Source organism: Paenarthrobacter sp. 10N417, assembly GCF_056394745.1.
Genome location: NZ_JBFTIL010000004.1, coordinates 184,763 through 209,535, shown reverse-complemented (window position 1 = coordinate 209,535; position 24,773 = coordinate 184,763). Strand labels below are relative to the sequence as shown.

Genomic DNA, 24,773 nt, shown 5'->3' with positions numbered 1-24,773 from the left:
CATGGCAAATACAGCCAGCGCCACGGCCCCCGTGGCTGCAGCCACCCGGCGTCGCGTTTTCATCTCGACCATGCTCGGCAACGTCGTCGAGTACTACGACTTCACGTTGTATGGGACCCTGGCAGCAATCATCTCAACCCAGTTCTTCCCCTCCGGCGATTCGACCGCCGCCCTCCTGGCCGTGTACATCGGCGTCGTCCTCTCGTATGCCATCCGACCCATCGGGGGGCTGATCCTCGGCCCGCTCGGTGACATCAAGGGTCGAAAATTCGTTCTGATCTTGACCATCGCCCTGATGAGCATCGGTACGGCCGGTATCGGTTTCCTGCCGACCTACGCAGCCATCGGTGTTGCGGCGTCGGTACTGCTGATGCTGTCCCGTCTTTTGCAGGGCATTGGTGCAAGCGTGGAATACACAACTGCTGCCAACTTCCTCTTTGAGCATGAGAAAGGCCGTCGGCCCAACTTCGTCGCGGGCGTGCTGAACTCGACGGCCTCGGTGGGATCGTTCCTCGCCGCAGGCATCGCCTACATCTTGAGCGTTGCGATGCCCGGCCACGCGTTCGCGGACTGGGGTTGGCGCATCCCGTTCCTGCTTTCCATTCCGATCGCGTTCATTGGTGTCTACATGCGTAACCATGTAAGTGAAACACCTGAGTTCCAGAAGGTTCTCAAGGAAGCCGCGACCGAGAAGGTCAAGCAAACCCCTCTGCGTACTGCTCTGCGTTACCACTGGGCAGACATGCTGAAGGTCATCGGTCTTGGTGCGGGCCAGCGCATCGGCTCGTACACAATCCAGGCGTACTTCGTAACAGCACTGATCACCGCGGGGTTCCCGGCATCCCAGGCATTGCTCGCCTCGATGCTGACCTACGCCGTGGGTCCCATTACCAGCATTTGGGGCGGCTCCCTCGCCGACAGGTTTGGTGCCCGTCCGGTACTGCTGACGGGTTACGGGCTCTTTGTTGTCCTTACCGTGCCGGCCTTCTTCGCGATCGGCGAGAAGTCGATCCTCCTGGCAACAGTCAGCGTCATCGGTTTCACGTTGATCAACAACCTGGTTGCTGCCCCGCTCAGCGTGGCCTACGTCCTCAGCTTCCCCCCGGAAGTACGGTCCACGGCATCTGCACTGAACTTCAACGTCGGAACGTCCTTGATCGGCGCCACTGCCGGCCTCGTCGCTGTGTGGCTGTTCTCCATTACGGGTTCCAACGTGTCCTTCGGCTGGTACATGACCGTCGCGTGCGTCGTTTCAATCCTCGTGACTGTCTTCGCCCTTCCCAAGGCACTCCAGCACAGCAAGACGGCGATCAATCCGTCGGCGGCCCCAGCCGTGAGTTAGCAGTATGCAAACCTGCCGGGTTCGGTCCCACTCATTCCGAATGAGACCGAACCCAGCCTCAAGAATCCCGGAGCCCGGGTGGGCCGCATCCATGATTGGAAAAGCAGTGATCAGATCAAACGTCCGCAAGGCGGCTGCGACAGCAGTGGCAGCCATGCCTGCCCAGACCGACCGGTCGGCGGTGCTCTGATGGCTGCAACACCGATTCGGACCGCCATTGTTGGATTCGGAGTATCAGGCAAGGTCTTCCATGCGCCTCTGATCGCCGCGGACCCGGACTTTTCCCTGGACGCCATTGTCACAGCCAACGCAGAGCGTGCCCGCGAGGCCGCCCGCCTCTACCCGGCGGCAAGAGTTTTTGCCGGCGCGGACGAAATATTTGCTTCCGCGGATGACTTCGACCTGGTGGCCGTGTGCACACCGCCTTCCACACATATGGACCTCGCGTCCGCAGCGATCGCCCAAGGTCTGCACGTGGTGGTGGACAAACCATTCGTGCCCACCTCGCAGGAAGGGGAGCGCCTTCTCGATCTGGCATCCCGTGCAGGGGTGCAGTTGTCCGTCTTCCAGAATCGTCGATGGGATGCTGACTTCCTCACTCTTAAAAGGCTCGTTCGCGGCGGAGATCTGGGTCAGGTCCATAGCTTCGAATCCCGTTTCGAGTGGTGGCGGCCAGAGGGCTTCGGCAACTGGCGCGATGCGGCGACGCAGGCCGAAGGCGGTGGCCTCCTTCATGATCTCGGCGCCCACCTGATCGATCAGGCCATCCAGTTGTTTGGCCCGGTCCTGGACACCTACGGTGAAACGGCTAACCACGGGCCCAACCCTGAAGGGGGCGAAAGCGAAGCATTCGTGTCCCTCCTGCACGAGTCGGGAGTTCGTTCCAGGCTCTGGATGAACGGCATGGCCGCCCGGACGGGACCTCGTTTCCACGTCCTCGGTTCCTCCGCCGGCTACACCAAATGGGGTTTGGACAGCCAGGAGACGGACCTCGCTGCCGGGGTTCTGCCCACGGATCCTTCCTTCGGCGTCGAAAACCAAGAAGCGTGGGGCATTCTCGGCACGGGCAGCATGGAAACAGCAATCCCCGCGGAGCGGGGAGCGTATCCGCGCTTTTACACGCAACTTGTCGAATCCATCCGAGGTACCGGCCCGCTTCCTGTGGATCCGCGCGAATCCATTGAAGTGCTTCGGATCATCGAAAACATCCACTCGTCCGTCAGGGGTCTCTCGTAGAGACTCCAAGCCGGGCAGCCAGCAGACAACAAGAAGAACGAAGAAAGTAAAGAATCATGTCCTCCACGTCTCCCAAGAAGCACGTCATTGTCATCGGCGGCGGCATCTTTGGCGCTTCCACGGCCCTGCATCTCGCCCGCGGCGGTGCCCAGGTGACACTTGTGACCGCCGGGTCCCTCGCAAACGGGGCGTCCGGCCGTTCGATTGCATGGCTAAACTCCTCCGGTGCCCGCTCGGCCGAATACCACTACCTGCGGTTGTTGGCCATTGACCGCTACCGCACTTGGACTGCGCACCACCCGGAAAGCCGCCACTACATCCAGTTCAACGGCGCCATGAAATGGGCCGCTCCGGGAAAAACCTTCCGGGATACCTATGCATTTGAACGCCATCATGGGTACGAGTCGGTTTGGGTCGAGCAGGCGGACGTAGCAGCAGTCGCGCCGGACGTGAACGCCGAGGCCGTGGCCGAAGAAGGTGCCATCTTCAACCCCGGTGAGGGCTGGGTGAATATGCCGGACTTCATTCCAGTGCTGGTTGCAGAGGCCGTGGCCACGGGAGCTGATGTGATCAGCGACGCCGGCGACGTGCGGGTCGACGTGCAGGATGGGATCGCGGTCGGTGTGATCCTCGGCAGCGGGACGCGGTTGTTTGCTGACGAAGTTGTGCTCGCTACCGGCGGTGACGTTCCGGCCCAGCTCGCCGCCCTTGGCGTCACGGTTCCGGACAGGACCACGGCCGCATTTGTGCTTCTCACCGATCCGGTCGATGTAGAAGTCAAGACAGTGCTTAACACCCCGCGTGTTGCGGTGCGCCCCACGCCCGATGGCCGTCTTGTGCTCGACTCGGACTGGGCAGAGCAGACGGTATTGGTCGAGGACGATGGTTCGTTCACTGTGCCGCGGGAGTCGGTGCAGGGCCTGCTGGAGGAAGCTTCAAAGGTACTCGCAGGCAACCCACGCCTGACAGCCCACCACGTCGCCGCGGGGCTCAAGCCGATCCCAGGTGACGGGTTGCCGGTGGTTGGATCCATTCCAGGGATTCCGGGCTTGTACACAGTCTTCAGTCACTCCGGCGCTACTCTCGGTTTGATCCTCGGGGAATTGCTGGCAGAGGAGATCCTTACAGGCACTCCCTCCCCCGTACTTGAGTCCTTCCGACCGGACCGCTTCGGTTCCAACGATCCTGCGCACGAAGCCCTGGGCACGGGAGCGTGGGAACCGGTAAGGCAGTAGAAGACCAAGCAGGACGTACAAGGGTCAGAGAGGCGGTGGACGCAAGGTGTCCGCCGCCTCTGGGCTTAGGGCCGGTGCGGCGTGACAGGGGCTGGCTACAGTGGGTATAAAGTCTGGTAACGATCCCAAATGGACCAAGGAGGAACGCGACTATGGCCCAGCCCGTCTCGGAGTCAGTAACGATCATAGACGTGGCGCAGCTGGCAGGGGTGTCAAAATCAACCGCGGCACGGGCGCTGGCTGGATACGGTTCCGTCAGCAGTAAGGCGCGGCAAGCTGTCGAAGCTGCAGCGGACACCCTGGGGTACCAGGCCAACGCCCTGGCCAGAAGCATGATCACCGGCAAAACCACAACGGTGGGTGTCGTCATTCCGGACATCAGCAATCCTTTTTTTGCCAACGCCGTCAGGGGCATCTCGACCGCCGCCCGTGAAGCGGGATATGACGTGCTCCTTAGCAGCACCGAAGGGGAACTGGGCTTGGAGCGTCGGGCAGTATCGGTGCTTGCGGGAAAAAGGGCCGACGGCGTCATTGTCGCCCCGGTTTCGAATGAGGACACAGCCCATCTGGAGGAGTTGGAGGCTAAAGGAATTGCTGTCACCCTCCTCGACCGTCCTGCGCCGAACGTCACATCCGCGTCCTACGTGGCAGTGGATCACGTTGGAGCGTCTGAATTGGCCGTCCAACACTTGCTTGACCTGGGGCATCGGAACATCGGCATTGTCACGGAAGCGACAGCGCTGCTACCTGAGCAGATCCACCCTGAGGTCGCTGCATCTCTGCGCCCCGCAACTGCCCGCCTACTGGGCTACGCCATGGCGCTGCGGGGCGCAGGAATTCGTTATGATCCGGCGTTAGTGGCTTCAAGTTCCTATTCGCGACACTCCGCTGGAGACGCAGTCCGCTATCTTCTCAAGTCCAAACCCAGCATCACAGCCCTCTACTGCACCGATGCCGAGATGAGTGCCGGCGCCTTTGCCGCGCTCCAGGACATGGGTATCGACTGCCCAGGTCACCTGTCCTTGGTCGGCTTCGATGATCAGGACTGGGCCACCCTGGTACGTCCTCGACTCACTGTCGTGGAACAGCCCAGCTATCAGCTGGGAAGGACGGCTTTCAAGGAGCTGACCGCTTCGATGCTCACACCAAACGAGAGACGGCGCAACCGTATCCTGGGCGGCCGTCTGGTGGTTCGCGAATCCACGGCCAGGAGCCGCTCCGCCTGATACTGAAAATCACAATGCGACTCCCAATCCAGAGGGATGGCAGGTGCTGCTGCCATCGGAGAATCCGCCCCCATGGCAGCAACAAAGCATCTAACGCGAAGTCCTTGACTTCCCGAGTAATGGGGTCTACTGCTTGGCATGTTGAATGCATTCCCACATCCAAGGAGCGGACATGGAAGCCAACGGCTATGGAGTTGTGCACTTCTTCCCAGGAGGCACACAGGACCAATACGAGGCATCAATTGCTGCCGTCCACCCGGGGGAAGGGCTCTTGCCCGAGGGGCAGACCTTCCACGCTGCGGGTGCCTCGGAGGGAGGTTGGACCATCATGGCCGTCCACGAGTCGAAGGAGAGCTGGGAGAAATTCCGTGATGGCATCCTCCTTCCCCGGATGCAGCAGGGAATCGATGGCGGGTTTGCAGCGCAGCCCGAGGAGACCGTGATCGATCTGTACAAGGTCATGCCCTAGCAGCTCGAAGCTCGACTTGTGTCAGCTCCGAAACCCGCGGAGCTCCAAGAGCCGGTAGGCCCTGAGTTCATCGAGCATGCGCAGAGCCTACCGGACGTCTTGGACCGCCTAATCGGTCGCGTTGGCGAGCCTGGCTGCCAGCGTCCTGACGTGCTCGACAAGCTCTCGGGGTTCGTGCACCTGGAAGTCGAACCCTTTGGTTGTCACGTAGATGGCCAACTCGTCCAGCGAGTTGGAACCGGCCCGCAGGGTGCAGCTGTGCTCGTCGATCGGCTCCAGCGCCCCGGTGGTGGGGGCAATCCGCTCCGCCGCGGTCTCGGCGCTGACATGCAGGGTGAACCGAGCCTGGTAGCGGTAAGCCGACGTGGAGATCGCCCGCGAGGTATAGCCGCTGATATCCGGGTGAGGCGGGGTGCGCGGAGTGAACCGGGGCCCGGTGGGCGTGCGCGGATCGAGGCGGTCCACGCGGTAAGTGCGCCAGTCCCGGCGGTCGACGTCCCAGCCAATGAGGTACCAGCGCCGGCCCGCGTGCACCACCCGGTGCGGCTCGGTCGTGCGGATGCTGCTGGTTCCGTCGTGGGTGCGGTAGTCGAAGCGAAGGCGCAGCGAGTCACGGCAGGCGGCGGCGATGGCCGTGAGCGTGCTCGGGTCGACGGTGGGGCCGGAGCTGGCCATCGGCACGACCATCGACTGCAGGGCGTTGATCCGGTGGCGCAGCCGGGACGGAAGTACCTGTTCGAGCTTGGCCAGTGCCCGCACTGAGGTCTCCTCGATGCCTGTAATCGACCCGCCGGCGGCCGTGCGCAGGCCCATCGCGACCGCGACGGCTTCGTCGTCGTCGAGCAGCAGCGGTGGCAGGTCCGCGCCTGCGCCCAGCCGGTAACCGGCGGTGCCCGCGGTGGCCATCACCGGGTAGCCGAGGCCGCGAAGCCGGTCGATATCGCGGCGCACGGTACGTGGAGTAATCTCCAGCCGCTCGGCCAATTCGGTGCCGGACCAGTCGCGTCGGGTCTGCAGGAGAGAGAGTAGTCGCAGCAGCCGTGCCGAGGTTTCCCACATGATTTGAAGTCTGCCATAGTCCTAGGACCGAATCTGACCTAACCGGTTCCTAGAGTTATCGGCATGGAGAACAACACAGAGATCCGGCCCTTCACCATCGACATTCCCCAGGTTGACCTGGACGACCTGCGGGACCGGCTCGCCAGAACCCGGTGGGCCGCGGACCTGCCCAATGTCGGCTGGAGCCGCGGGGTGCCGGTGGGCTACCTCAAGGATCTGGCCGAGTACTGGCGCGATGGCTACGACTGGCGCGTCTACGAGCGGGAACTGAACAAGTACCCACAGTTCACCACCGAGATCGACGGACAGAACATCCACTTCCTGCACGTCCTCTCGCCCGAGCCGGACGCGCTGCCGCTGATCCTGACCCACGGCTGGCCCGGCTCGATTGTGGAGTTTCTGAATGTCATCGGCCCGCTGACCGACCCCAGGGCACATGGCGGAGATCCGGCGGACGCGTTCCACCTGGTGATCCCGTCGATCCCCGGCAGCGGATTCTCCGGACCCACCGGCGAGGCTGGCTGGGACACCAACCGGGTGACCAGGGCCTTCGCTGAGCTGATGAACCGGCTCGGCTATGACAGCTATGGCGCGCAGGGCGGGGACACCGGCGCGGTCATCTCCCCGGGGCTCGGCCGGCTCAACCCCGACAAGGTCGCCGGCGTGCACGCGAACGGGCTCTCTGCGTTCACCGAGGTCAACCCGGACGAGGCGGGAGAGCTGACCGAGGCCGAGCGGGCGAGGCTGGATCACCTGCAGTACCTGAAGACCGAGCAGTCCGGCTACATGATGATCCAAATCACCCGGCCGCAGACCCTGGCGCACGGGCTGCACGACTCCCCGGTCGGGCAGTTGGCCTGGATCGTGGAGAAGTTCAAGGAGTGGACCGATCCGGCCGCCGAACTGCCCGAGGACGCGGTGGACCGGGATCTGTTACTCACCAACGTGATGCTCTATTGGCTGACCGGCACCGCCGGGTCCTCGGCCAACTGCTACTATGAAACCGCGCACGCCGGAGCCTGGGGCGCGAGTGAACGTTCCAAAGTGCCGACCGGGGTCGCGGTGTTCCCCATGGACGTGTCGATCCGGCGCACTGTCGAGCTCGAACACACTCTCGTGCACTGGTCCGAATTCAGCCGCGGCGGCCACTTCGCCGCCATGGAGGCCCCCGACCTGCTCGTCGACGACGTCCGGGAGTTCTTCAGGAAGCTGCGCTGAAACCACTGCGGGCGCCGGCCTCGATCAGGGCCGACGTCGATCAGGTTGGGCCCGGCGGCGAATCCCGCCGCTATCAGATGAGCAGGCGGGCCGAACTTGTGGACAGCACACGGCAGCGTATTGTCCATGCCGCAGTGGCCCTCCACGGTTCGGTGGGACCGGCGCGCACGACGATCGCCGGAGTCGCCGAGAAGGCCGGTGTCACGCGCCTGACGGTCTATCGGCATTTTCCTGACGATGAGGCGTTATTCTCCGCGTGCTCCTCGCACTGGCGCGGACAGCAGCAGCTTCCGGACCCTGCCGACTGGTCCGGGCATTCCGATCCCCTGGAACGGCTGAAGTTCGGCTTGTCCGACCTTTACCGCTTCTATCGCGACGGCGAGGCCATGCTGACGCGCATCTATGCGGACAAGGATGCGCTCCCGAAAGGACACCGAGAGGACCTCGAAACCCGCGACGCCTACTTCCGCGACGTCCTTTGCGAACCGTTTTCACAGCAAGACAGGACCGGCCGGCTCGGTGCCATCATGGGCCACGCTATTTCATTCTGGACGTGGCGGTCACTGTGCCATGACAACTGGCTTTCCACGAGGATGCGGTTAAAGCCATGTGCGCTCTGGTCGCCATAACGGCCGGCACCTCCGACGCCCGTCAGGGGGAAACGGCGGCTCTCCGAACGCTGTGACCCTTCACGTTCTTTAGCCGCGTCTACAGATTTTCTGGTCGACGCCCGCGGCGCGCGATGGCCTCCATGATCTGCTCCCGTGAAAGGCTCCTCTGCTGCTGTGCGTTCTCGATCGCGAACTGCAGGGCATCTCCCCTGCTGCCTTCTCGCACATTCGCCCTTACGGTTGATCGGCCAAGCTGTTCGGCTGTGAATCTCAACAATCGGCATCTAGCTAGTTTGACCCATTCGCCCTGCAGTCAGCTCCTCTGAGGACGAACGTTGTCCGGCACCAGTCTTGATGGCCGATGCGAACTGCGGGTTTGGTGACTTCTACTGCTTCAGCGCGGCCAGCTGTATCTGCTTCGCAAGCGAGTAAGCGGCCGGCAGGTCGTCGTCGTTCTCGACGAAAACACGGCCAATGACGAGCACTGAATTGGCTGGTGAGGAAATCTGTGTCATGCCTGTGGGCATCACCCCCTTCCAACCTGGCCCGCTGAGAACATAGTCACCGACTTCGGTTCCCGTGGTCCGTTTGCCGACGTAGGCAAAGTTGGCGCTCGTCGACGGGTCGGTGAACTGCAAGCTGAAGTAGCGTTCGGCCATGTCCGGAACGTGCAGAACTTGCGGCCCCTTCCCCAAGTCAAGCCAGCCGCCAATGTAGAGAAGATCATCGGCTCCGGTCGCCATGAGGCTCCCATGGGAGGCCGAAGGGGACGACGTTCCAGGCACGGCATACAGCGTGTTGACAGGGATCGGGCCTTGCCCAAGACCATGCTTGAGAATTGCCTTCTTGTAGCCATGGACCGTAAGCCGCGGCCAGAAGAAGATGAAAGCCGGCGTCCCCAGCCCCCAGATGATGACTGCGGCTAACGCCAAGGGGATGATGTCGTCCCCGTTGACGATCCGCCGGAAGATGACCCAGCCGAAGATCAGCAGTATGGCAACAGTAAGGGGACGTCCGTACTTCAGGATGAGGCGGTTCATGTTAGTGCGCCCTCATGACAGGCGGCAAATGGTACGTGCCCTCGAGTATTGCCGGCCCGGGCAGATACACACGGAACGTCAGCTTGAACTTCCCCGAGGGAATCGGCAGCCAGTTTTGCTCGTTTCTGCCCGGGGCTTGGTGTTGGAGATAAATATCGAGGGAACCGTCAGCGTTCCGCACCAGGGGTGAACGGTCGCCAATGCTGTACCGGTTAGTCGGGTTCTTCACCATGTATCCGACGACATCGGTCGGAATGAGCGACCAGAAAGCGTTATGGGGCGGGAGTTGCCCTGCACGAAAACGCAGCACATATCCGTTCCGGCCGCTCAAGGTTTGTCCTGCACCATCAACCTTCGTGGTCCAATACGCGGCCTCTTCAAACACATTAACCAGAGGCAGGGCCTTCGCGCAGGCGGCCCGCACAAAGACTCCGTTTCCACGCTGGCCACACCTGGGGATGGCACTCCAGCCGTTGACCGTCGTCGTGATCGCCCCGCCCACGGCATTCATCACGACGATCGCTGTCAAGAACGCAAGCACCCCACCAAGAAGCAAGCCCTGCACAATGCCGGACTGCGAGAACCAAGCGAGGGCATTCACCATGACCGCAAGCTACCACCGGCAGCACTGAGTGAAGCTGGGGAGGGACGGAGCAGCTTGGCTATCGCGGCCACCCGACAGGACGAATATTTTCCGCTTGGGGTCCCTTGGAGCCCTGCACAACATCGAACTGGACACGCTGGTTCCCTTCCAAGGAGTGGTACCCGCCACTGACGATCGCCGAGTAGTGGGCGAAGACCTCATCTGAACCGTCGTCGGGGGCAATGAACCCGAAACGCTTTTCCGTGCTGAACCATTTGACCGTACCAGTCGCCATTTCATGCTCCATCCTTGCGGTACTTGAGCCTTGGGACTTTGCTGACCTAAGCCCTCTATTGGGACTTTGCTGGTGTCTGGGCCAGTTTCGTCTGGATGTCTTTTGCGTGTTTCTGTATCTGCTCGCCGTAGCCTCCGTTGAGGGCGGTGTCCTTGATTTTTGAGGCGTCTGCGTCGCGCTCTGATGCCGGGGCTGCTTCCAAGGTCTTCAGGTCGGTCTGCAGATTTGCGGGCAGTTTGCCGAACGCCTTGGGGTGGTGGATCAAGAGGTACGCCACCTCATGGGCTTTGTCCCCAAACCCGGCCTCGGCCCGGATGGTGACCCTCAGCACGGCTGGAAGGGCTCGGGCAAATGGATGTTTAGCGTGGCTCGCGCTGTCCGGTCCCGCCGTCGAGGCTGAGGATGACGCGCTTGGAGAAGGGGGCGGGCTCTGACCGTCTGCCGAGGCAGCTGTTGCCCCAATTGCTGCTCCCCCGAGAAGGACAGCACCTGCCGCCAAGGCGGCAGCGCGCATCCGCCATCGACGGATAACGTCACCGCTTGGCATTTGCTTGTTGTTCATGACTTCTCCTGAGTGATCCGTTGGGACCCTGGTGGGTTGGGCCAGGATGGGTCCTGACCGTTCCACTATCGCCTGCCGACGTCCGGGACAGGTTCGGGGAATGTAAGGGGACGGTAAAGTATGGGGCCCTTCCTGCGTCGCCGACCAGAACAGAGCGTTCAATGGAAGCATGGAACAACCATCCACTCCCGATGCGACGCCGTCCCGTGGTCTCGTGATGATCGTGGAAGATGAGCGTGCGATCGCCGACGTGGAACGGCTGTATCTGAGTCAAGCGGGGTTCGGCGTACACGTTGAACCCACCGGTGAAGGCGCCCTGGAGCGGGTGAGAAGTCTTCGACCCGTCGCTGTCGTGTTGGACGTCGGGCTGCCTGGCATCGACGGAATCGAGGTATGCCGTCGGATGCGCACCCAGGAGGATTGGACACCGATCATTTTTGTCACTGCCCGCGACGAGGAGGTGGACATGCTTTTGGGATTGGAACTGGGCGCAGACGACTACATGACTAAGCCGTTTTCACCTCGGGAGTTGGTTACCAGGCTCAAAACGGTCTTGCGCCGAAGCACGGGCGCCCCCGGCAGCGGTGTCCTGCGTGTTGGTTCCGTCACCCTGGACCGGGGCAGCCGCACTGTCAGCATCGATGGTTCAGCGGTGGAGCTGACCGCGAGGGAATTCGACGTGCTCGCCTTTTTGATGGCCAGCCCGGGCAGGGTGTTCAGCCGTGAGCAGCTCCTGTCATCGGTCTGGGGGCAGGCCAGTTACGCGGGTGGGCGGACCGTGGACGTACATATAGCCCAGCTTCGCTCCAAACTGGGCGATGACAGCCCCATCCGTACGCTGCGAGGGGTTGGATACTCTGTAGATGGCGGCCGCACGTGAAAATCCATGATGCTGCCAACGGGGGGCTCGAGGGTCACACTGACCGCGAAAGCCGGAATCCGGCGTCGGGTTGGCTGCGCTCGCTGGCAGGACGAATCACGCTCGTTACCGCCGCAGTGGCTGTCCTGGCGGTACTGGTCACTGGAGGCACCGCTTACCCACTGATACGATCCGCGGCGGTTGAGCAGGCCAGACAGCAGCTGTTCCGCCAGGCCGACGCGTTCGCCGCGGCACCCGTTGCCTCCCAGGCGCTGGACCTTCGCGAGAGGCACCTTCTTGGACCGGACACCTACGAACTGTCCACCATCACCGCCACCGGCACCGTTCGGGGGCCAGCCACACAGCTCGTGAGTCCAGCCGACATTCAACAAGTGCTTTCCGGCCACAAGGTGTCCGCGACAGTTGTCCATGACGGTGCCCAACTCCTTGTGGAGGCAAGGGCCCTCCCCAGGAGCGGGGGGATCGTGCTGAGCAGGTCCTTGGACGACGTGAACGCCGCCTCCTCCCAGCTCCTCCAACGCACGCTGCTGGCCCTTGCGGCTGGCCTGTTAATCGCGGTGCTTGCCGGAACACTGCTCGCCCGGCGCCTCTCCGGCCCCCTCGTCAGGACTGCTGCAGCCGCGCGGCGGATGGCTGCCGGCGAACGGACCGTTCGCATTGACCCGGCCGGAGTTACTGAAGTGCGCGATGTGGGAGAAGCCATCAACACCCTGGATCACGCCTTGCTGGCCAGCGAAGGCAGGCAACGTGAATTCCTGCTTTCCATCTCCCACGAGATCCGCACGCCCCTCACCGCCGTGCGCGGCTACGCCGAAGCCCTGGAGGACGGGCTGATCCCTCCGGAGGACACCGCCCGGATCGGGCGAACTCTCTCTGCGGAGACAGACCGTATCGATGGTTTTGTCCGTGACCTTCTCGCACTGGCCCGACTGGAGGCGGACGATTTCACCCTGGACCTCCAACCCGTCGACGTCGCAGCGCTCTTGGGACAAGTACAGCGGACATGGCAGGGCGCAGCCACGGAGGCCGGGGTGGAGCTGACCCTCCAGCTGCCGGAAGCGGCCATGAGTGAACCCCTGCTGGCAGTTACGGACGCGCAACGGTTACGCCAGATCATCGACGGGCTCGTAGGCAACGCACTGCGCGTCACCCCGCGCGGGAAACCGCTCATCCTCCGCGTCGGGCTCGAAGAGCGCCCCACAACCGAGGGCGTGGCGCAATCCCCTGAGCAGTTCCCTGTCACCTCCAACGTGATCGTCATCGAGGTGCGAGACAGCGGCCCGGGCCTCACGGCCGAAGACACCGCCGTCGCCTTCGACCGCGGCGTCCTCTATCACCGCTACAACGGACAACGCCCCACCGGTAGCGGCCTCGGCCTCTCCATCGCAGCACGGCTCGCAGAACGGATGGGACTCGCCCTCACCGCAGAAGCCACACACTTCCCCGACGAAGGTGCCTGCTTTTGCATCCGGGTCCCCCGCATGCCCGCTACCTCACCGCGGGACGCCTTGTAGGCGCTCCTGCTGCTGGCGCTCCACCGCCAAGTGCCACGGGGCGCAGGGACGGGAACGGTCCGCACCCTTGCCCCTCATAACCCGACGGCGGTCGGGCTATTTGGCGTTCCTAATCCAGTAGTGCAGTTGCTTCGACCTCGACGAGCACATCGGGCTCGAACAGAGACTCGACGCCGATCAGCGAGGTCGGCGGCATCGGCGTCGGCAGTCCGATCTCAGCGGCGACGCTTTCGATACCTTCCATGAAAGCGGTGATCTTCTCCGGAGCCCAGGCAGTGACGTAGAACGTCAAACGCACGACGTCGTCAAAGGTGGCGTCGGCGCCGGCGAGCCCGGTCGCGGTATTGCGGAGAGCCTGGGCGACTTGGCCGGCAAGGTCGCCCGGAGCGACGGGCGTAGCATCGGCCAGGCGGGAGATCTGGCCGGCGACGTGAACGTGACGGGTGCCGGTGCCGACGGCGACGTGGTGGTACGGGGTCGGCTGCATCAGGCCTTCCGGGCTGAAACGCTGAACAGACATGAGACTCCTGACAAAAGAAATGAACTTGGTATATCTTTGATACCTGGTACATGCAGGACACTTCAACGAGACCAGGTTTCATGCCGGATACCACCAGCCATGCTGACCCTCTGGAGATCAGCACCCCGCACCGGGAATTGCTCGATCAAGTTCTGGACAAGTGGTCATTGAGCGTGCTTAACGAACTCTGCGAGCGGCCGTGCCGGTTCAGCGAACTGCGGCGCGCGATCCCATCGGTGTCGCAGAAGTCCCTGACGGCGACGCTGCGTCGCCTCGAACGCAACGGCATCATCGAACGCGAGCTGCTCAGCTCGCGCCCCGTGGCGATCGAGTACCGCATCACACCATTAGGTAAGACACTTCGCCACCCTATCGACGTGCTCCTGGAATGGGCCGCAGCGCACATGCCCCGCATCGAACAGGCACGCGAGACCTTCGACGTCCAGGACCTGGGCGAAGGCACCTGACGATGGGCGACTCTGTGAGACGCCGCAGAGGGATCGGGCCACCCAGTAGAAGCGGATCGTCCATCCGTCCACCGCGCCAAATAGAGTTTCAGCCCCGCAGCCTCGTACTGCTCAGAAGGCCGGACATGAAATGGTCCACTGCTGGCGAATGGCTGCGTCCCCTGGCCGCGTAGAGGGCTGTCTGCGGATTGCCGGCGATGGGTCGGCTCACGACGCCGGGCATCTGGAAGCGCCGGACGGATTCGGGAAGGATGGAGATTCCCAAGCCCGCAGCTACCAGTCCGAGGACAGTTTCCTGGTGGATGGTCTGCTGAACCACCTGCGGGGAACTCTCCAATCCGTCAAACAACCGGTGTACCCGGGTCACGAATCCGGGCATCAGGCGGTAGGGGAACAGGATCATCGGTTCCCCTTCCAAATTTGCGGGTCGAATTTCCTCCCGCGACGCCAGTGGGTGGGCCTCAGGCAGGACGGCAACGAGGTCTTCGGTGCCCACGAGTTCCATTGTCAGTCCCGGAACTTCTCCGGGATCCCGAATCAGCCCTATGTCCAAATCACCGTCAAGGAGTTGTTCGATCTGCTCACCGCTGGTGAGCGGGCTCAGGATCAGTTCCACGCGGGGGCGTTGTTGGCGGAAAGCCCTGATGGCTTCGGGGATGGTGGTGTAGCTGGCCGAACTGACGAAGCCCACCCTGATCCGGCCACTGAGGCCCGCCGCGACACTGGCAAGGTCGCCCGCCGCTTCATCGAGTTCGGTCACTGCGTCTTGAACGCGCCGCTTGAACGCCTCCCCAGCATGGGTCAGTGCAACGCGTCGTGTGGTCCGGTCAAACAACTGAACCTCGAGCTCACGCTCCAGCCGCCTGATGGCGACAGTTAGCGGTGGCTGTGTAAGGTGCAGGCGTTCTGCCGCGCGGCCGAAGTGGAGCTCCTCCGCGACCACGAGGAAGTAGCGGAGCTGTCGCAGTTCCATGATGATTCTTTCAATTGACGCTAATAATTGCTACACAAATGATATTGGACGCACCCCAACGGGAGATGGGTAACTGGTTGAAGCAAAACAACGCATCAACAACCACGTACGGGAGCCGTCCATGGAATCGATCGAATACGTCGTCGTCGGAGCCGGGTTGTCAGGTGCGGCCACGGCTTGGCAGCTTGCCGCCCGAGGACACGAAGTCGCACTGCTTGAACGCTCGACGCCGGCCAACGACGCCGGGAGCTCGCATGGATCGGCGCGGATTTTCCGCTACGCCTACCCGGGCGATTTCTACACGGGTCTGGTCAAGGAGGCCAAGGCCGGTTGGGACGAGCTCGCGCTCTTGAGCGGCAAACAGCTCATTACACCTACCGGCGCCGTCGACTACGGAACCGTCAGGGAACCCGAACGCCTTGCCGCGGCTTTGTTCGCACACGGCATTGACCATGAACTCCTGTCCCCCGACGAAGCGCAGGCACGATGGCCGCAGATTGCCTTCGACACCCAAGTACTGTGGCACCTCGGCGCCGGGGTGATCGACGCCCACGAATCAGTGGCCGCCATGGCTGACCAGGCAGTGGCCCACGGCGCAGCGCTGCACACCAACTGGGCCGTGGCCTCCATCAAAGGATCAGCCGGCCACTACACACTGGCTTCCGAAGACGGCCGTTCAATGATGGCCGCAAAGGTGATCGTCGCCGTCGGCGGTTGGCTCCCGCAGCTGCTGGGCTCCCTGTCCTTGCCGTCTTCATTCCTGGAAAGCATCCCTGCCCTTAAAGTGCGGCAGGAGCAGGCATACCACTTCCCTTACGCCGACAGCAGCTCGCCGTGGCCCACGTTCATCCACAAACGCGAAGGCTGGCAGGCCTACGGTCTGCCCGGCGGCCGCGATGCGGGCTTCCGCGGACAAAAGGTCGCCGAGTACAACGGCGGCAAAGTCCTGGCTTCCGCAGCGGACCAGGACGGACAGATCGACCCGGCAAACCGCCGTCGAGTCATCGACTACGTCGAGAAATACCTCCCGGGGCTGGTCCCCGAACCGTACGCCGAGACCACGTGCCTCTTCACCAATACGCCCACCGAGGACTTCCTCCTGGACAGCGCGGAGGGCATCACCCTCCTCTCCCCCTGTTCGGGCCACGGCGCGAAATTCGCGCCGCTTATCGGCCAACTGGCCGCAGACCTGGCCACTGGCACGGGAACCGTCCCGGAACAGTTCCGCCTCGCAGCCGCATCAGCAGGAGCCCACTAAATGCAACACGTCACGCCTGTCACCGCCGAGACAAGCACGACGGCGGCCACCGTCACCGGGTTGCTGTCCGACATCGCCGACATTGGCACCGATCCACTGCGCGGAGGCTACACCCGTCCCGTCTATTCGACCGCCGAACTGGACCTTCGGGCATGGTTCATCGATCAAGCCACCAAACGCGGCCTGTCCGTGGAAACGGACCGAAACGGCACCATCTGGGCTTGGTGGGACACCCCCGGCGGGGATCGAAGCAACAGCCTTGTCACCGGCAGCCACCTCGACTCCGTCCCCGGAGGAGGCCCGTTCGATGGACCCCTCGGCGTCGCCTCGGCCCTCGTCGCCGTCGACATCCTCAAAGCCCGAAACGCCATTCCCACCCGACCCTTGGCCATCGCCGTGTTCCCGGAAGAAGAAGGTTCCCGCTTCGGGGTTGCCTGCCTTGGCTCACGCCTGATGACGGGGGCCATCGACCCCAACAAAGCCCGGAACCTGCGGGATCCGGACGGCAACACCTTTGCGGACATCGCCCGCTCCAACGGCCTGGACCCCCGCTACATCGGCAAGGATGACCAGCTCCTTGGCGGTATCGGGGCCTTCGTTGAACTCCATGTGGAACAAGGCCGTGGGCTCATCGATCTCGACCGGCCCATCGCCATTGCCTCCTCCATCCTGGGACACGGCCGTTGGCGGCTCAGCATCCAAGGACAGGGCAACCACGCCGGGACAACGCTCATGGCAGACCGCAACGACCCCATGGTCGCCGCCTCACGCATGGTTGTAGCCATCCGAGACGCCGCGAAGAACCAATCCCACGCCCGGGCAACTGTCGGGCGGCTTCAGCCGATCCCGGGTGGAACCAACGTCATCGCCTCCAGGGTGGACTTTTGGCTCGATGTCCGGCACCCGGACGATGCCACTACCGCGGCACTGGTCCAAACCATTCACAACCAGTCCCAGCTGATCGCTGCTGAAGAAGGCTGCACCGTTGAAATGACAGAAGAATCCCTCAGCCCCACCGTTCACTTCGACATAGGCCTGCAGAATCAACTGCAGCAAGCACTGCCGGATGCACCCTTCCTCGACACCGGAGCAGGCCACGACGCAGGCGTCCTCTCACCGCTCGTGTCCACCGCCATGGTGTTCGTCCGAAACCCCAGCGGCGTCTCCCACTCCCCCGAAGAATACGTGGTGGACGAGGACGCCGAACTCGGGGCGCAGGCCCTGGCGGACGCACTCGCGAGCCTCATGAACTGAGGCGTTCACCAAAACACCCGGACTTATAAAAATTGTCCCCGAGAAAGAAGTAACAAGCCGGAAACACGGGCTTGACTCATCAGAAATCCCTGGCCAGTTTACTGTCAGTAATTCCTGTTTCATGAAGTTCAATCACTAAGGAGTGTCATGTCCACACAGATCAACTTCCGTTACCTCAGCGAGCCCGACATGATCGAGGCCGGCGTCGGCGATCTCGTCCGATGCACGGACGTCATGGAGGAAGCCCTTGTTCTACTGCGTCAAGGGGACTATCGAATGGCCGGCGAGAACGGCAACTCCCACGGCGCCATGATCACCTTCCCCGCCGCTCCTGAGTTCGAAGGCATGCCAAAGGATGGACCGGATCGCCGTTTCATGGCTATGCCCGCCTACCTGGGTGGCCGCTTCGGCACCTCAGGCGTGAAGTGGTACGGCTCCAACACTGAAAACCGCAAAAAGGGACTTCCACGCTCGATCCACGTGTTCGTCCTGAACGACAGCGACACTGGCGCACCACTCGCGATCATGAGCGCAAACCTGCTGAGCGCATACCGCACAGGCGCCGTTCCCGGCGTCGGCGTCAAGCACCTGGCCAAGGTCGACGCCAAAGTCGCCGCAGTGGTTGGCCCCGGTGTCATCGCCCGCTCGGTCCTTTCGACCACATTGGCTTTGCGCCCTTCGATCGACACCCTGTACGTGAAGGGCCGCAGCGAAGGAAGCACCGGCACCTTTGTGGATTGGGCGAAAGCAACCTTCCCCCAACTCACCAATGTCACCGCAGCTGAAACCATCGAAGACGCCATCGCCGACGCCGATGTGGTTATGGCGACCACATCCACCGATGCCGCCGGCAGCGACGCCTTCCCGTACTTCCCGAAATCAGCCATCAAGCCGGGAGCGCTACTGCTCCTTCCCGCCGCTGCCCGTTTCGACGACGACTTCCTGCAGGGCGATGCCCGCCTGGTCATCGACGCCGGAGGCCTCTACCAGGCGTGGCTCGAGGAATATGGACCCACTGCCTACCAAATCCTCGGCATTCCGGGATCACACTGGTTCGGGCTTCTGGAGGAAGGAAAGATTCCGGCCTCGAAAATCGAGGAGATCGCGGACATTGCCACCGGCAAGCTCCCTGCCCGCCGCGACGATGAAGAAGTCATCCTCTACTCCGTGGGCGGCATGCCCATTGAGGATGTCGCCTGGGCCACCGATCTCTACCGCGCTGCCGAGGAGAAGAACATCGGCACCGTCCTGAACCTTTGGGACACCCCGGCTCTCGCCTGATCCCAAGGGCTTCCTACCACTGGGCCGCGCCCGGAGATTGCGGTCCATAAGTAAAGATGTGTGCCCCACGCCGCCAAACCGGCGTGGGGCACATTCCCGCTTTCAGCTACTGGCAATTAATGCGAAGCAACTGCCAGGAAACGAATGGGTAGTTCCATCAGCCGAAGTGGGCCATGCGGTCCCTCAGCCTCGAACAACAACGAGTCTCCTGGTGCGAGCTCATACTCGTAGGATCCGTGACTGTAAACCATTCGACCTTCGAGCATGTAGATGAATTCGGTACCCGTGTGCTGGAACTGCGGGAAAACATCAGAGGCACTCGAAAGGGTGACCAGAGTGGGTTCGACGGCATGCTCCCGCCGCTTAAGAGAGCCCAGCAAACGATACTCGTGCCCGTGCCGGGTCCCGGTCCGTACCGTGACGCTCCCTTCCCCGGCACGAGTGAGAGAGGCCTCGCGCTCGGTATCAGCCCCCTGGAAAAGGGCGGTGACAGGAACGTTAAGCCCCAACGCCAGCCGCTGAAGGGTCGTCAGCGAACATGAAGTGCTCGCGGACTCGATCTTGGAAACCATGGCCTTGGAAAGCCCAGTGCGGATGGCAAGTTCCGCGGCGGACATGCCGGCTTCGACTCTGTGGCGCCTTACTTGCAGCGCGATGATGGCTTCCAGAGCGCCCTGCTGACCACTTTCCGGAGGAGACGAGTCCCCCGCAGAGGATGTGTTCGGGGCGCTCTCAGTTGTCATGATTTGAGTATAGGCAGGCCGCGCAGAATGCTTGGCGGGGCCCCACCGAGACCCGCCTGACACATGGGGCTTTGGGGCTCCGCCTCTAAACCCTGAGTCTTGCCGGGGAATCCATAGGATCCCCCGGCAGTTAGACCGTTTTCAGGCGTCGCCTCTATCGTTTAGGCCTCAGCCAGAGCTGATTGCGCCGTCCGGTGCCCCGTGAACAGTGGTGCAAAAAACTCTTTCAGTTCCGCGGTTGCGGTCAGGGGCAGGACGTTGGCGACGTACTGGTCCGGGCGGACGACCACCACTACGCCGTTGCGGCTGAGGCCGCGCAGCTCGAAGATGTCTGCTTTGGGGTCCGTGCCGAAGACCTTCTCAAGGTAGGTGAGTTTGAACGGTCCGACGGTGGGTTTGAACGCTGCGGGGACGGCGTTGATGTCCACGTTGGTGTGGTCCTGCTGGTAGATCACCTTCACGTCGAACCAGGCGTCGCGGTCAGCGTCCGACGGCGTCGCGGCCAGCGGCGAGTCAGGCGAGGTCGCGATCCACTCGGCAAAGTCCGCCACCGGGCCTTCGGCGCCTGCCGGTGCGGCATCGGCGAAGACGTAGATCCGCCAGCGCCCGTCGGCCTTGGCATGGTGGCCCAGGTGCATCGGGTTCGTGTCGCAGACCCGTTGGACCGGTGCGGATTTGAAGCGCTTACCGATCGGGAAGCCCGCGGCGAGTTCCTGGTGCCGCGGCTCGGCGACCAGCATCGACGGGGCGTACTGGGTCATGAAACCGGCAGGGAACTCCGCGGTGCTGGTGTAGAAAGTCTCCAATTCTGCCGGGTCTTCGAACTCTTCGGGCTTCTTGGCCATCAGCGTGGACCACTGCTTGTCGAAATCGATCAGGTTCTTCGCCACCACCTGCCGCTCAGCAGAGTAGGTATCCAGCAAGGACTCGGGGCTGCGGCCCTCCAGGACGTGCCCGAGTTTCCAGCCGATGTTGAAGCCGTCCTGCATGGAAACGTTCATGCCCTGGCCGGCCTTTGCACTGTGGGTGTGGCAGGCATCGCCAGTGATGAACACCCGCGGGGTCCGTGTGCCGCGTTCCTCCGGCAGGACGTCGTCGAACCTGTCCGTGAGCCGGTGACCTACCTCGTAAACGCTGTGCCACGCGACGTTGCGGACATCCAACGTATACGGGTGCAGGATGTCGTTGGCCTTGCCGATGATCTGCTCAATGGTCGTCTTCCGCACGGCGCCGTGATCCTCGGGCTTCACCTCGCCCAGGTCCACATACATGCGGAACAAGTGTCCGCCCTCGCGGGGGATCAGCAGGATGCTGCCGCCCGCACCGGACTGAATGGCACACTTGGTGCGGATATCCGGGAAGTCCGTGACGGCGAGAACATCCATCACACCCCAGGCATGGTTTGCCTGATCCCCGGCCAGATGGCACCCGATGGACTCGCGGACCTTGCTGCGCGCCCCATCGGCACCGACGACATACTTGGCCCGGATCACCCTCTCCTGTCCTTCATTGGGCCCGGAGGTGTGCCCAAGAGTCACCTCCACCGGGTAGTCACCAACACCAGTGACCTCGAGACTGCGGAACTCGTAGCCGTAGTCAGGCGTCATGCGCGTGGGGGAGTTGGCCATGAATTCTGCGAAGTAGTCCAGCACGCGTGCCTGGTTCACGATCAGGTGCGGGAACTCGCTGATACCTGTGGGGTCATCCACTGCCCGGGCAGCCCGGACGATGCGCGAGTGGTCAGCGGGGTCCGGCTTCCAGAACGCCATTTCGGTGATGCGGTACGCCTCCGTGGTAATGCGTTCGGCAAACCCGAAAGCCTGGAAAGTCTCGACGCTGCGGGCCTGGATGCCGTCGGCCTGGCCGATGGCCAAACGCCCGGGACGACGGTCAATAATACGGGCCGTGATATCCGGGAACTGGGCCAATTGCGCCGCAGTCAGCATCCCCGCAGGACCGGTGCCCACGATCAGAACATCAACTTCATCAGGAAGCTCGGCCGGGCGGTTGATACCGACGCCGGCAGCCGGCTCGACTCGCGGGTCACCGGATACGTAACCGTGGTGGTGGAACTGCACGGGCTTTCCTCACTTCATTATGGTTGCGTGTTCTATAAACGAACAGAGGATTCTATAAAAGAATAATTGAGCAACAGCTTAGATGACTGTGCCCTGACGCCACAAGGGCTGCCACCAAGCCCTTGACGCATGCCACGTTCTCGATGCATAGTTTCGTATACGATTTCGTACTTGATCTGAACTCGTGTTCTGGCCTATCCGAGGCCATCCAAGCCGTTCCCGCTCAGCAGTAAGGACCTCAACGATGACGACCTCAGTAGAAACCGCCAGACACTCCATCCCGGAAAACCTGCCCACGCATCTCCAGCACTTCATCGACGGCGAGTTTGTGGATTCAGTCTCCGGCAAAACGTTCGACGTGCAGGAGCCGGTCTCGAACCAGAACTACGCGACGGTCACCGCTGCCCAGCCGGAAGACGTCGACCGCGCTGTCGCCGCCGCCAAGCGTGCCTTCAAGGAAGGCCCTTGGCCCAAGATGCTTCCGCGTGAACGTTCCCGTGTCCTGCACAAAATCGCCGACATCGTCGAGTCCCGCGATGACGAGCTCGCCCTCCTGGAAAGCTTCGACTCGGGCCTGCCGATCACCCAGGCCAAGGGCCAGGCCCGGCGTGCTGCCGAGAACTTCCGATTCTTCGCGGACCTGATCGTGTCCCAGGAAGACAATGCGTTCAAGGTCCCGGGCCGCCAGATCAACTACGTGAACCGCAAGCCGATCGGCGTCGCGGGCTTGATCACGCCGTGGAATGTCCCCTTCATGCAGGAGTCGTGGAAGCTCGCTCCGGCCATAGCGACCGGCAACACCGTGGTCATGAAGCCGGCCAGTTACACTCCGCTCTCGGCCGTGCTTTGGCCTGAGATCTTCCGCGAGGCAGGTCTTCCCGACGGCGTCTTCAACCTGATCTTCGGCTCCGGAAGCGTTGCCGGCGACTATCTGGTCAAGCACCCCGGCGTGCCGATCGTCTCCTTCACCGGAGACAGCTCCACCGGCGCCACCATCTCCACCGCAGCCGCCCCACAGTTCAAGAGCCTCTCACTCGAGCTCGGCGGTAAGAGCCCAGCCATAGTCTTCGCCGACGCCGACATCGAAGCCGCCCTCGACGCCACTGTGTTCGGCGTCTTCAGCCTCAACGGAGAACGCTGCACCGCCGGTTCCCGCGTGCTCGTCCAGCGCGAAATTTACGACGATTTCGTGGCCCGCTTCGCCGAACGTGCCAAAAACATCGTGGTGGGCCTCCCCAGCGACCCCGCCACCGAGGTGGGTTCGCTCGTGCACCCCACCCACTTTGACAAGGTTATGAGCTACATCGAGATCGGCAAGACCGAAGGCCGCCTCCTCGCCGGCGGTGGACGGGCCGAAGGCTTCCCCGAGGGCAACTACGTTGCACCCACGGTGTTTGCCGACGTCGCGCCTGACGCCCGGATCTTCCAGGAAGAAATCTTCGGGCCGGTTGTGGCCATCACGCCCTTCGACACCGATGAAGAAGCGCTCGAACTCGCCAATAACACCAAGTACGGCCTGGCGGCCTACGTCTGGACGACCAACCTGAAGCGCGCACACAACTTCGCACACGCCATCGAATCGGGCATGGTCTGGCTGAACTCTAACAACGTCCGTGATCTTCGCACCCCGTTCGGCGGCGTGAAGGCTTCCGGTCTGGGGCGCGAGGGCGGCTACCGCTCGGTCGATTTCTACACCACCCAGCAGTCGGTCCAGATCACCCTCAACGAGGCCCACTCCCCTAAGTTCGGAAGCGTCAAAGACGCGGCAGCAACCAGCGACAGCTAACCCCGCCAAACTTTCAAAGAAGAGAGCACATCATGACCAACTTCGTTCCCACACCCACGGTCCCCGCGCCGGATATTGTCCGCTGCGCCTACCTTGAACTCGTGGTCACGGACCTCGCCAAATCCCGGGCGTTCTACGTGGACCTGCTCGGCCTGCACGTCACCGAGGAAGACGAGAACACCATCTACCTGCGCTCCTTCGAGGAGTTCATCCACCACAACCTGGTCCTCCGCAAGGGCCCCGTCGCGGCCGCCGCTGCCTTCGCCTACCGGGTGAAGTCCCCGGCCGAGGTGGACGCCGCTGAGGCCTACTACCGCGAACTCGGGTGCCGGGTGGAGCGCCGCAAGGAAGGCTTCACCAAGGGCGTGGGCGACTCCGTCCGTGTGGAGGACCCGCTGGGCTTCCCCTACGAATTCTTCTACGATGTGGAACACGTCGAACGCCTCACCCAGCGCTACGACCTCTACTCCGCCGGCGAACTGGTCCGACTGGACCACTTCAACCAGGTCACCCCGGACGTCCCGCGCGGCCGCAAGTACCTTGAAGACCTCGGCTTCCGCGTCTCCGAAGACATCAAGGACTCCGACGGCGTCACCTACGCCGCGTGGATGCACCGCAAACAAACCGTGCACGATACCGCGTTGACCGGCGGCAACGGACCGCGCCTGCACCACATCGCCTTCTCCACCCACGAGAAGCACAACATCATCCAGATCTGCGACAAGATGGGCGCCCTGCGCATCTCGGACCGCATCGAACGCGGCCCCGGACGCCACGGCGTGTCCAACGCGTTCTACCTCTACATCCTGGACCCGGACGGCCACCGCGTGGAGATCTACACCCAGGACTACTACACCGGCGATCCGGACAACCCCACCGTCACCTGGGACGTCCACGACAACCAGCGCCGCGACTGGTGGGGCAACCCCGTCGTCCCGTCCTGGTACACCGAAGCATCCCTGGTCCTTGACCTGGACGGCAACCCGCAGCCCGTCATTGAACGCGAAGAAAAGTCCGAAATGGCCGTCACCGTCGGAGCCGATGGATTCTCCTACACCCGGCCCGAAGGCGCCTCCGGCGAGGCGGCTGAGGGCTTCAAGCTCGGCGCGCAGGTCTAGTCCACAACCAACTGACGAGATTCCT

The 24,773-nt window shown here is 62.7% G+C and carries 24 protein-coding genes; 15 read left to right on the top strand and 9 right to left on the bottom strand.

All coding sequences use genetic code 11. The features are described 5' to 3' along the window. Position 1 precedes the first annotated feature (1 nt). The 5 genes from AC1DCM_RS06935 to AC1DCM_RS06915 all read left to right on the top strand — a co-directional run bounded on the left by AC1DCM_RS06935 (position 2) and on the right by AC1DCM_RS06915 (position 5,508). Positions 2-1,342 (top strand): MFS transporter, encoded by a 1,341-nt coding sequence (locus tag AC1DCM_RS06935; protein ID WP_442015793.1) that lies wholly within the window; start codon positions 2-4, stop codon positions 1,340-1,342. Positions 1,343-1,531: 189 nt separating this feature from the next. Beyond that, a complete protein-coding gene (locus AC1DCM_RS06930; RefSeq protein WP_442015794.1) occupies positions 1,532-2,578 on the top strand; it encodes a Gfo/Idh/MocA family oxidoreductase in 1,047 nt (348 codons plus the stop codon). Between the two features lie 56 nt (positions 2,579-2,634). Further along, positions 2,635-3,813: an NAD(P)/FAD-dependent oxidoreductase gene (locus AC1DCM_RS06925; RefSeq protein ID WP_477517756.1), complete on the top strand. Its 1,179-nt coding sequence runs from the start codon at positions 2,635-2,637 to the stop codon at positions 3,811-3,813. 152 nt (positions 3,814-3,965) lie between these two features. Continuing rightward, positions 3,966-5,039: a LacI family DNA-binding transcriptional regulator gene (locus AC1DCM_RS06920; protein WP_442015796.1), complete on the top strand. Its 1,074-nt coding sequence runs from the start codon at positions 3,966-3,968 to the stop codon at positions 5,037-5,039. A gap of 172 nt (positions 5,040-5,211) precedes the next feature. Then, on the top strand, positions 5,212-5,508 hold the full coding sequence (locus AC1DCM_RS06915) for a hypothetical protein (RefSeq protein WP_442015797.1): 297 nt from the start codon (positions 5,212-5,214) through the stop codon (positions 5,506-5,508). A 108-nt stretch (positions 5,509-5,616) separates the two neighbouring features. Here AC1DCM_RS06915 and AC1DCM_RS06910 read toward each other — a convergent pair whose 3' ends face one another. Next, positions 5,617-6,567: a helix-turn-helix transcriptional regulator gene (locus AC1DCM_RS06910; protein WP_442015798.1), complete on the bottom strand. Its 951-nt coding sequence runs from the start codon at positions 6,565-6,567 to the stop codon at positions 5,617-5,619. Positions 6,568-6,630: 63 nt separating this feature from the next. Between AC1DCM_RS06910 and AC1DCM_RS06905 the strand changes: the two genes are divergently transcribed. Together AC1DCM_RS06905 and AC1DCM_RS06900 are read left to right on the top strand one after the other, a co-directional pair. Continuing rightward, positions 6,631-7,785 (top strand): epoxide hydrolase family protein, encoded by a 1,155-nt coding sequence (locus AC1DCM_RS06905; protein ID WP_477517755.1) that lies wholly within the window; start codon positions 6,631-6,633, stop codon positions 7,783-7,785. A 98-nt stretch (positions 7,786-7,883) separates the two neighbouring features. Continuing rightward, positions 7,884-8,414: a TetR/AcrR family transcriptional regulator gene (locus AC1DCM_RS06900; protein WP_442015800.1), complete on the top strand. Its 531-nt coding sequence runs from the start codon at positions 7,884-7,886 to the stop codon at positions 8,412-8,414. Positions 8,415-8,782: 368 nt separating this feature from the next. Here the strand turns inward: AC1DCM_RS06900 and AC1DCM_RS06895 are convergent, their stop codons facing one another. Genes AC1DCM_RS06895 through AC1DCM_RS06880 form a run of 4 tightly spaced genes read right to left on the bottom strand, consistent with a single transcriptional unit; the run spans position 8,783 to position 10,876 of the window. Next, the gene (locus AC1DCM_RS06895) at positions 8,783-9,436 is read right to left on the bottom strand and encodes a DUF1254 domain-containing protein (protein WP_442015801.1); all 654 of its coding nucleotides are present in this window, start codon (positions 9,434-9,436) and stop codon (positions 8,783-8,785) included. A gap of 1 nt (position 9,437) precedes the next feature. After that, a complete protein-coding gene (locus AC1DCM_RS06890) occupies positions 9,438-10,040 on the bottom strand; it encodes a DUF1214 domain-containing protein (RefSeq protein WP_442015802.1) in 603 nt (200 codons plus the stop codon). A 58-nt stretch (positions 10,041-10,098) separates the two neighbouring features. Next, positions 10,099-10,314 carry a cold-shock protein gene (locus AC1DCM_RS06885; RefSeq protein ID WP_442005047.1) on the bottom strand — a complete coding sequence of 72 codons (216 nt, stop codon included), beginning with the start codon at positions 10,312-10,314 and terminating at the stop codon, positions 10,099-10,101. Positions 10,315-10,369: 55 nt separating this feature from the next. Then, the gene (locus tag AC1DCM_RS06880) at positions 10,370-10,876 is read right to left on the bottom strand and encodes a hypothetical protein (RefSeq protein WP_442015803.1); all 507 of its coding nucleotides are present in this window, start codon (positions 10,874-10,876) and stop codon (positions 10,370-10,372) included. A gap of 169 nt (positions 10,877-11,045) precedes the next feature. Between AC1DCM_RS06880 and AC1DCM_RS06875 the strand changes: the two genes are divergently transcribed. Both AC1DCM_RS06875 and AC1DCM_RS06870 read left to right on the top strand, forming a co-directional pair. Beyond that, entirely contained in the window at positions 11,046-11,756 is a 711-nt protein-coding gene (locus AC1DCM_RS06875) for a response regulator transcription factor (protein ID WP_442015804.1), read from the top strand. Next, positions 11,753-13,270: a sensor histidine kinase gene (locus AC1DCM_RS06870; protein WP_442015805.1), complete on the top strand. Its 1,518-nt coding sequence runs from the start codon at positions 11,753-11,755 to the stop codon at positions 13,268-13,270. Before AC1DCM_RS06875 ends, AC1DCM_RS06870 begins: the two co-directional genes overlap by 4 nt. A 109-nt stretch (positions 13,271-13,379) precedes the next feature. Here the strand turns inward: AC1DCM_RS06870 and AC1DCM_RS06865 are convergent, their stop codons facing one another. Beyond that, positions 13,380-13,790, bottom strand: a complete 411-nt coding sequence (locus AC1DCM_RS06865; protein ID WP_477517754.1) for a RidA family protein — start codon at positions 13,788-13,790, stop codon at positions 13,380-13,382. An 80-nt stretch (positions 13,791-13,870) separates the two neighbouring features. Here AC1DCM_RS06865 and AC1DCM_RS06860 point away from each other — a divergent pair, with 80 nt between their 5' ends. After that, positions 13,871-14,257: a winged helix-turn-helix transcriptional regulator gene (locus tag AC1DCM_RS06860; protein WP_477517753.1), complete on the top strand. Its 387-nt coding sequence runs from the start codon at positions 13,871-13,873 to the stop codon at positions 14,255-14,257. A gap of 88 nt (positions 14,258-14,345) precedes the next feature. Here the strand turns inward: AC1DCM_RS06860 and AC1DCM_RS06855 are convergent, their stop codons facing one another. Further along, positions 14,346-15,230, bottom strand: a complete 885-nt coding sequence (locus tag AC1DCM_RS06855; RefSeq protein WP_442015809.1) for a LysR family transcriptional regulator — start codon at positions 15,228-15,230, stop codon at positions 14,346-14,348. A 121-nt stretch (positions 15,231-15,351) separates the two neighbouring features. Here AC1DCM_RS06855 and AC1DCM_RS06850 point away from each other — a divergent pair, with 121 nt between their 5' ends. The 3 genes from AC1DCM_RS06850 (at position 15,352) to AC1DCM_RS06840 (ending at position 19,023) form a co-directional block, all read left to right on the top strand. Further along, positions 15,352-16,488 (top strand): FAD-dependent oxidoreductase, encoded by a 1,137-nt coding sequence (locus tag AC1DCM_RS06850; protein ID WP_442015810.1) that lies wholly within the window; start codon positions 15,352-15,354, stop codon positions 16,486-16,488. After that, positions 16,489-17,742: an allantoate amidohydrolase gene (locus AC1DCM_RS06845; RefSeq protein WP_442015811.1), complete on the top strand. Its 1,254-nt coding sequence runs from the start codon at positions 16,489-16,491 to the stop codon at positions 17,740-17,742. A 147-nt stretch (positions 17,743-17,889) separates the two neighbouring features. Then, entirely contained in the window at positions 17,890-19,023 is a 1,134-nt protein-coding gene (locus AC1DCM_RS06840) for a tyramine oxidase subunit B (protein WP_442015812.1), read from the top strand. A gap of 116 nt (positions 19,024-19,139) precedes the next feature. On the opposite strand, the gene AC1DCM_RS06835 is transcribed toward AC1DCM_RS06840, so the two are convergent. Beyond that, positions 19,140-19,766 carry a helix-turn-helix domain-containing protein gene (locus AC1DCM_RS06835; RefSeq protein ID WP_442015813.1) on the bottom strand — a complete coding sequence of 209 codons (627 nt, stop codon included), beginning with the start codon at positions 19,764-19,766 and terminating at the stop codon, positions 19,140-19,142. A gap of 161 nt (positions 19,767-19,927) precedes the next feature. Then, on the bottom strand, positions 19,928-21,844 hold the full coding sequence (locus tag AC1DCM_RS06830) for an FAD-binding monooxygenase (RefSeq protein WP_442015814.1): 1,917 nt from the start codon (positions 21,842-21,844) through the stop codon (positions 19,928-19,930). 244 nt (positions 21,845-22,088) lie between these two features. Here AC1DCM_RS06830 and hpaE point away from each other — a divergent pair, with 244 nt between their 5' ends. Both hpaE and hpaD read left to right on the top strand, forming a co-directional pair. Then, positions 22,089-23,630 (top strand): 5-carboxymethyl-2-hydroxymuconate semialdehyde dehydrogenase, encoded by a 1,542-nt coding sequence (gene hpaE, locus AC1DCM_RS06825; protein ID WP_442015815.1) that lies wholly within the window; start codon positions 22,089-22,091, stop codon positions 23,628-23,630. Between the two features lie 32 nt (positions 23,631-23,662). Then, on the top strand, positions 23,663-24,748 hold the full coding sequence (gene hpaD / locus AC1DCM_RS06820) for a 3,4-dihydroxyphenylacetate 2,3-dioxygenase (protein ID WP_442015816.1): 1,086 nt from the start codon (positions 23,663-23,665) through the stop codon (positions 24,746-24,748). Positions 24,749-24,773 lie beyond the last annotated feature (25 nt).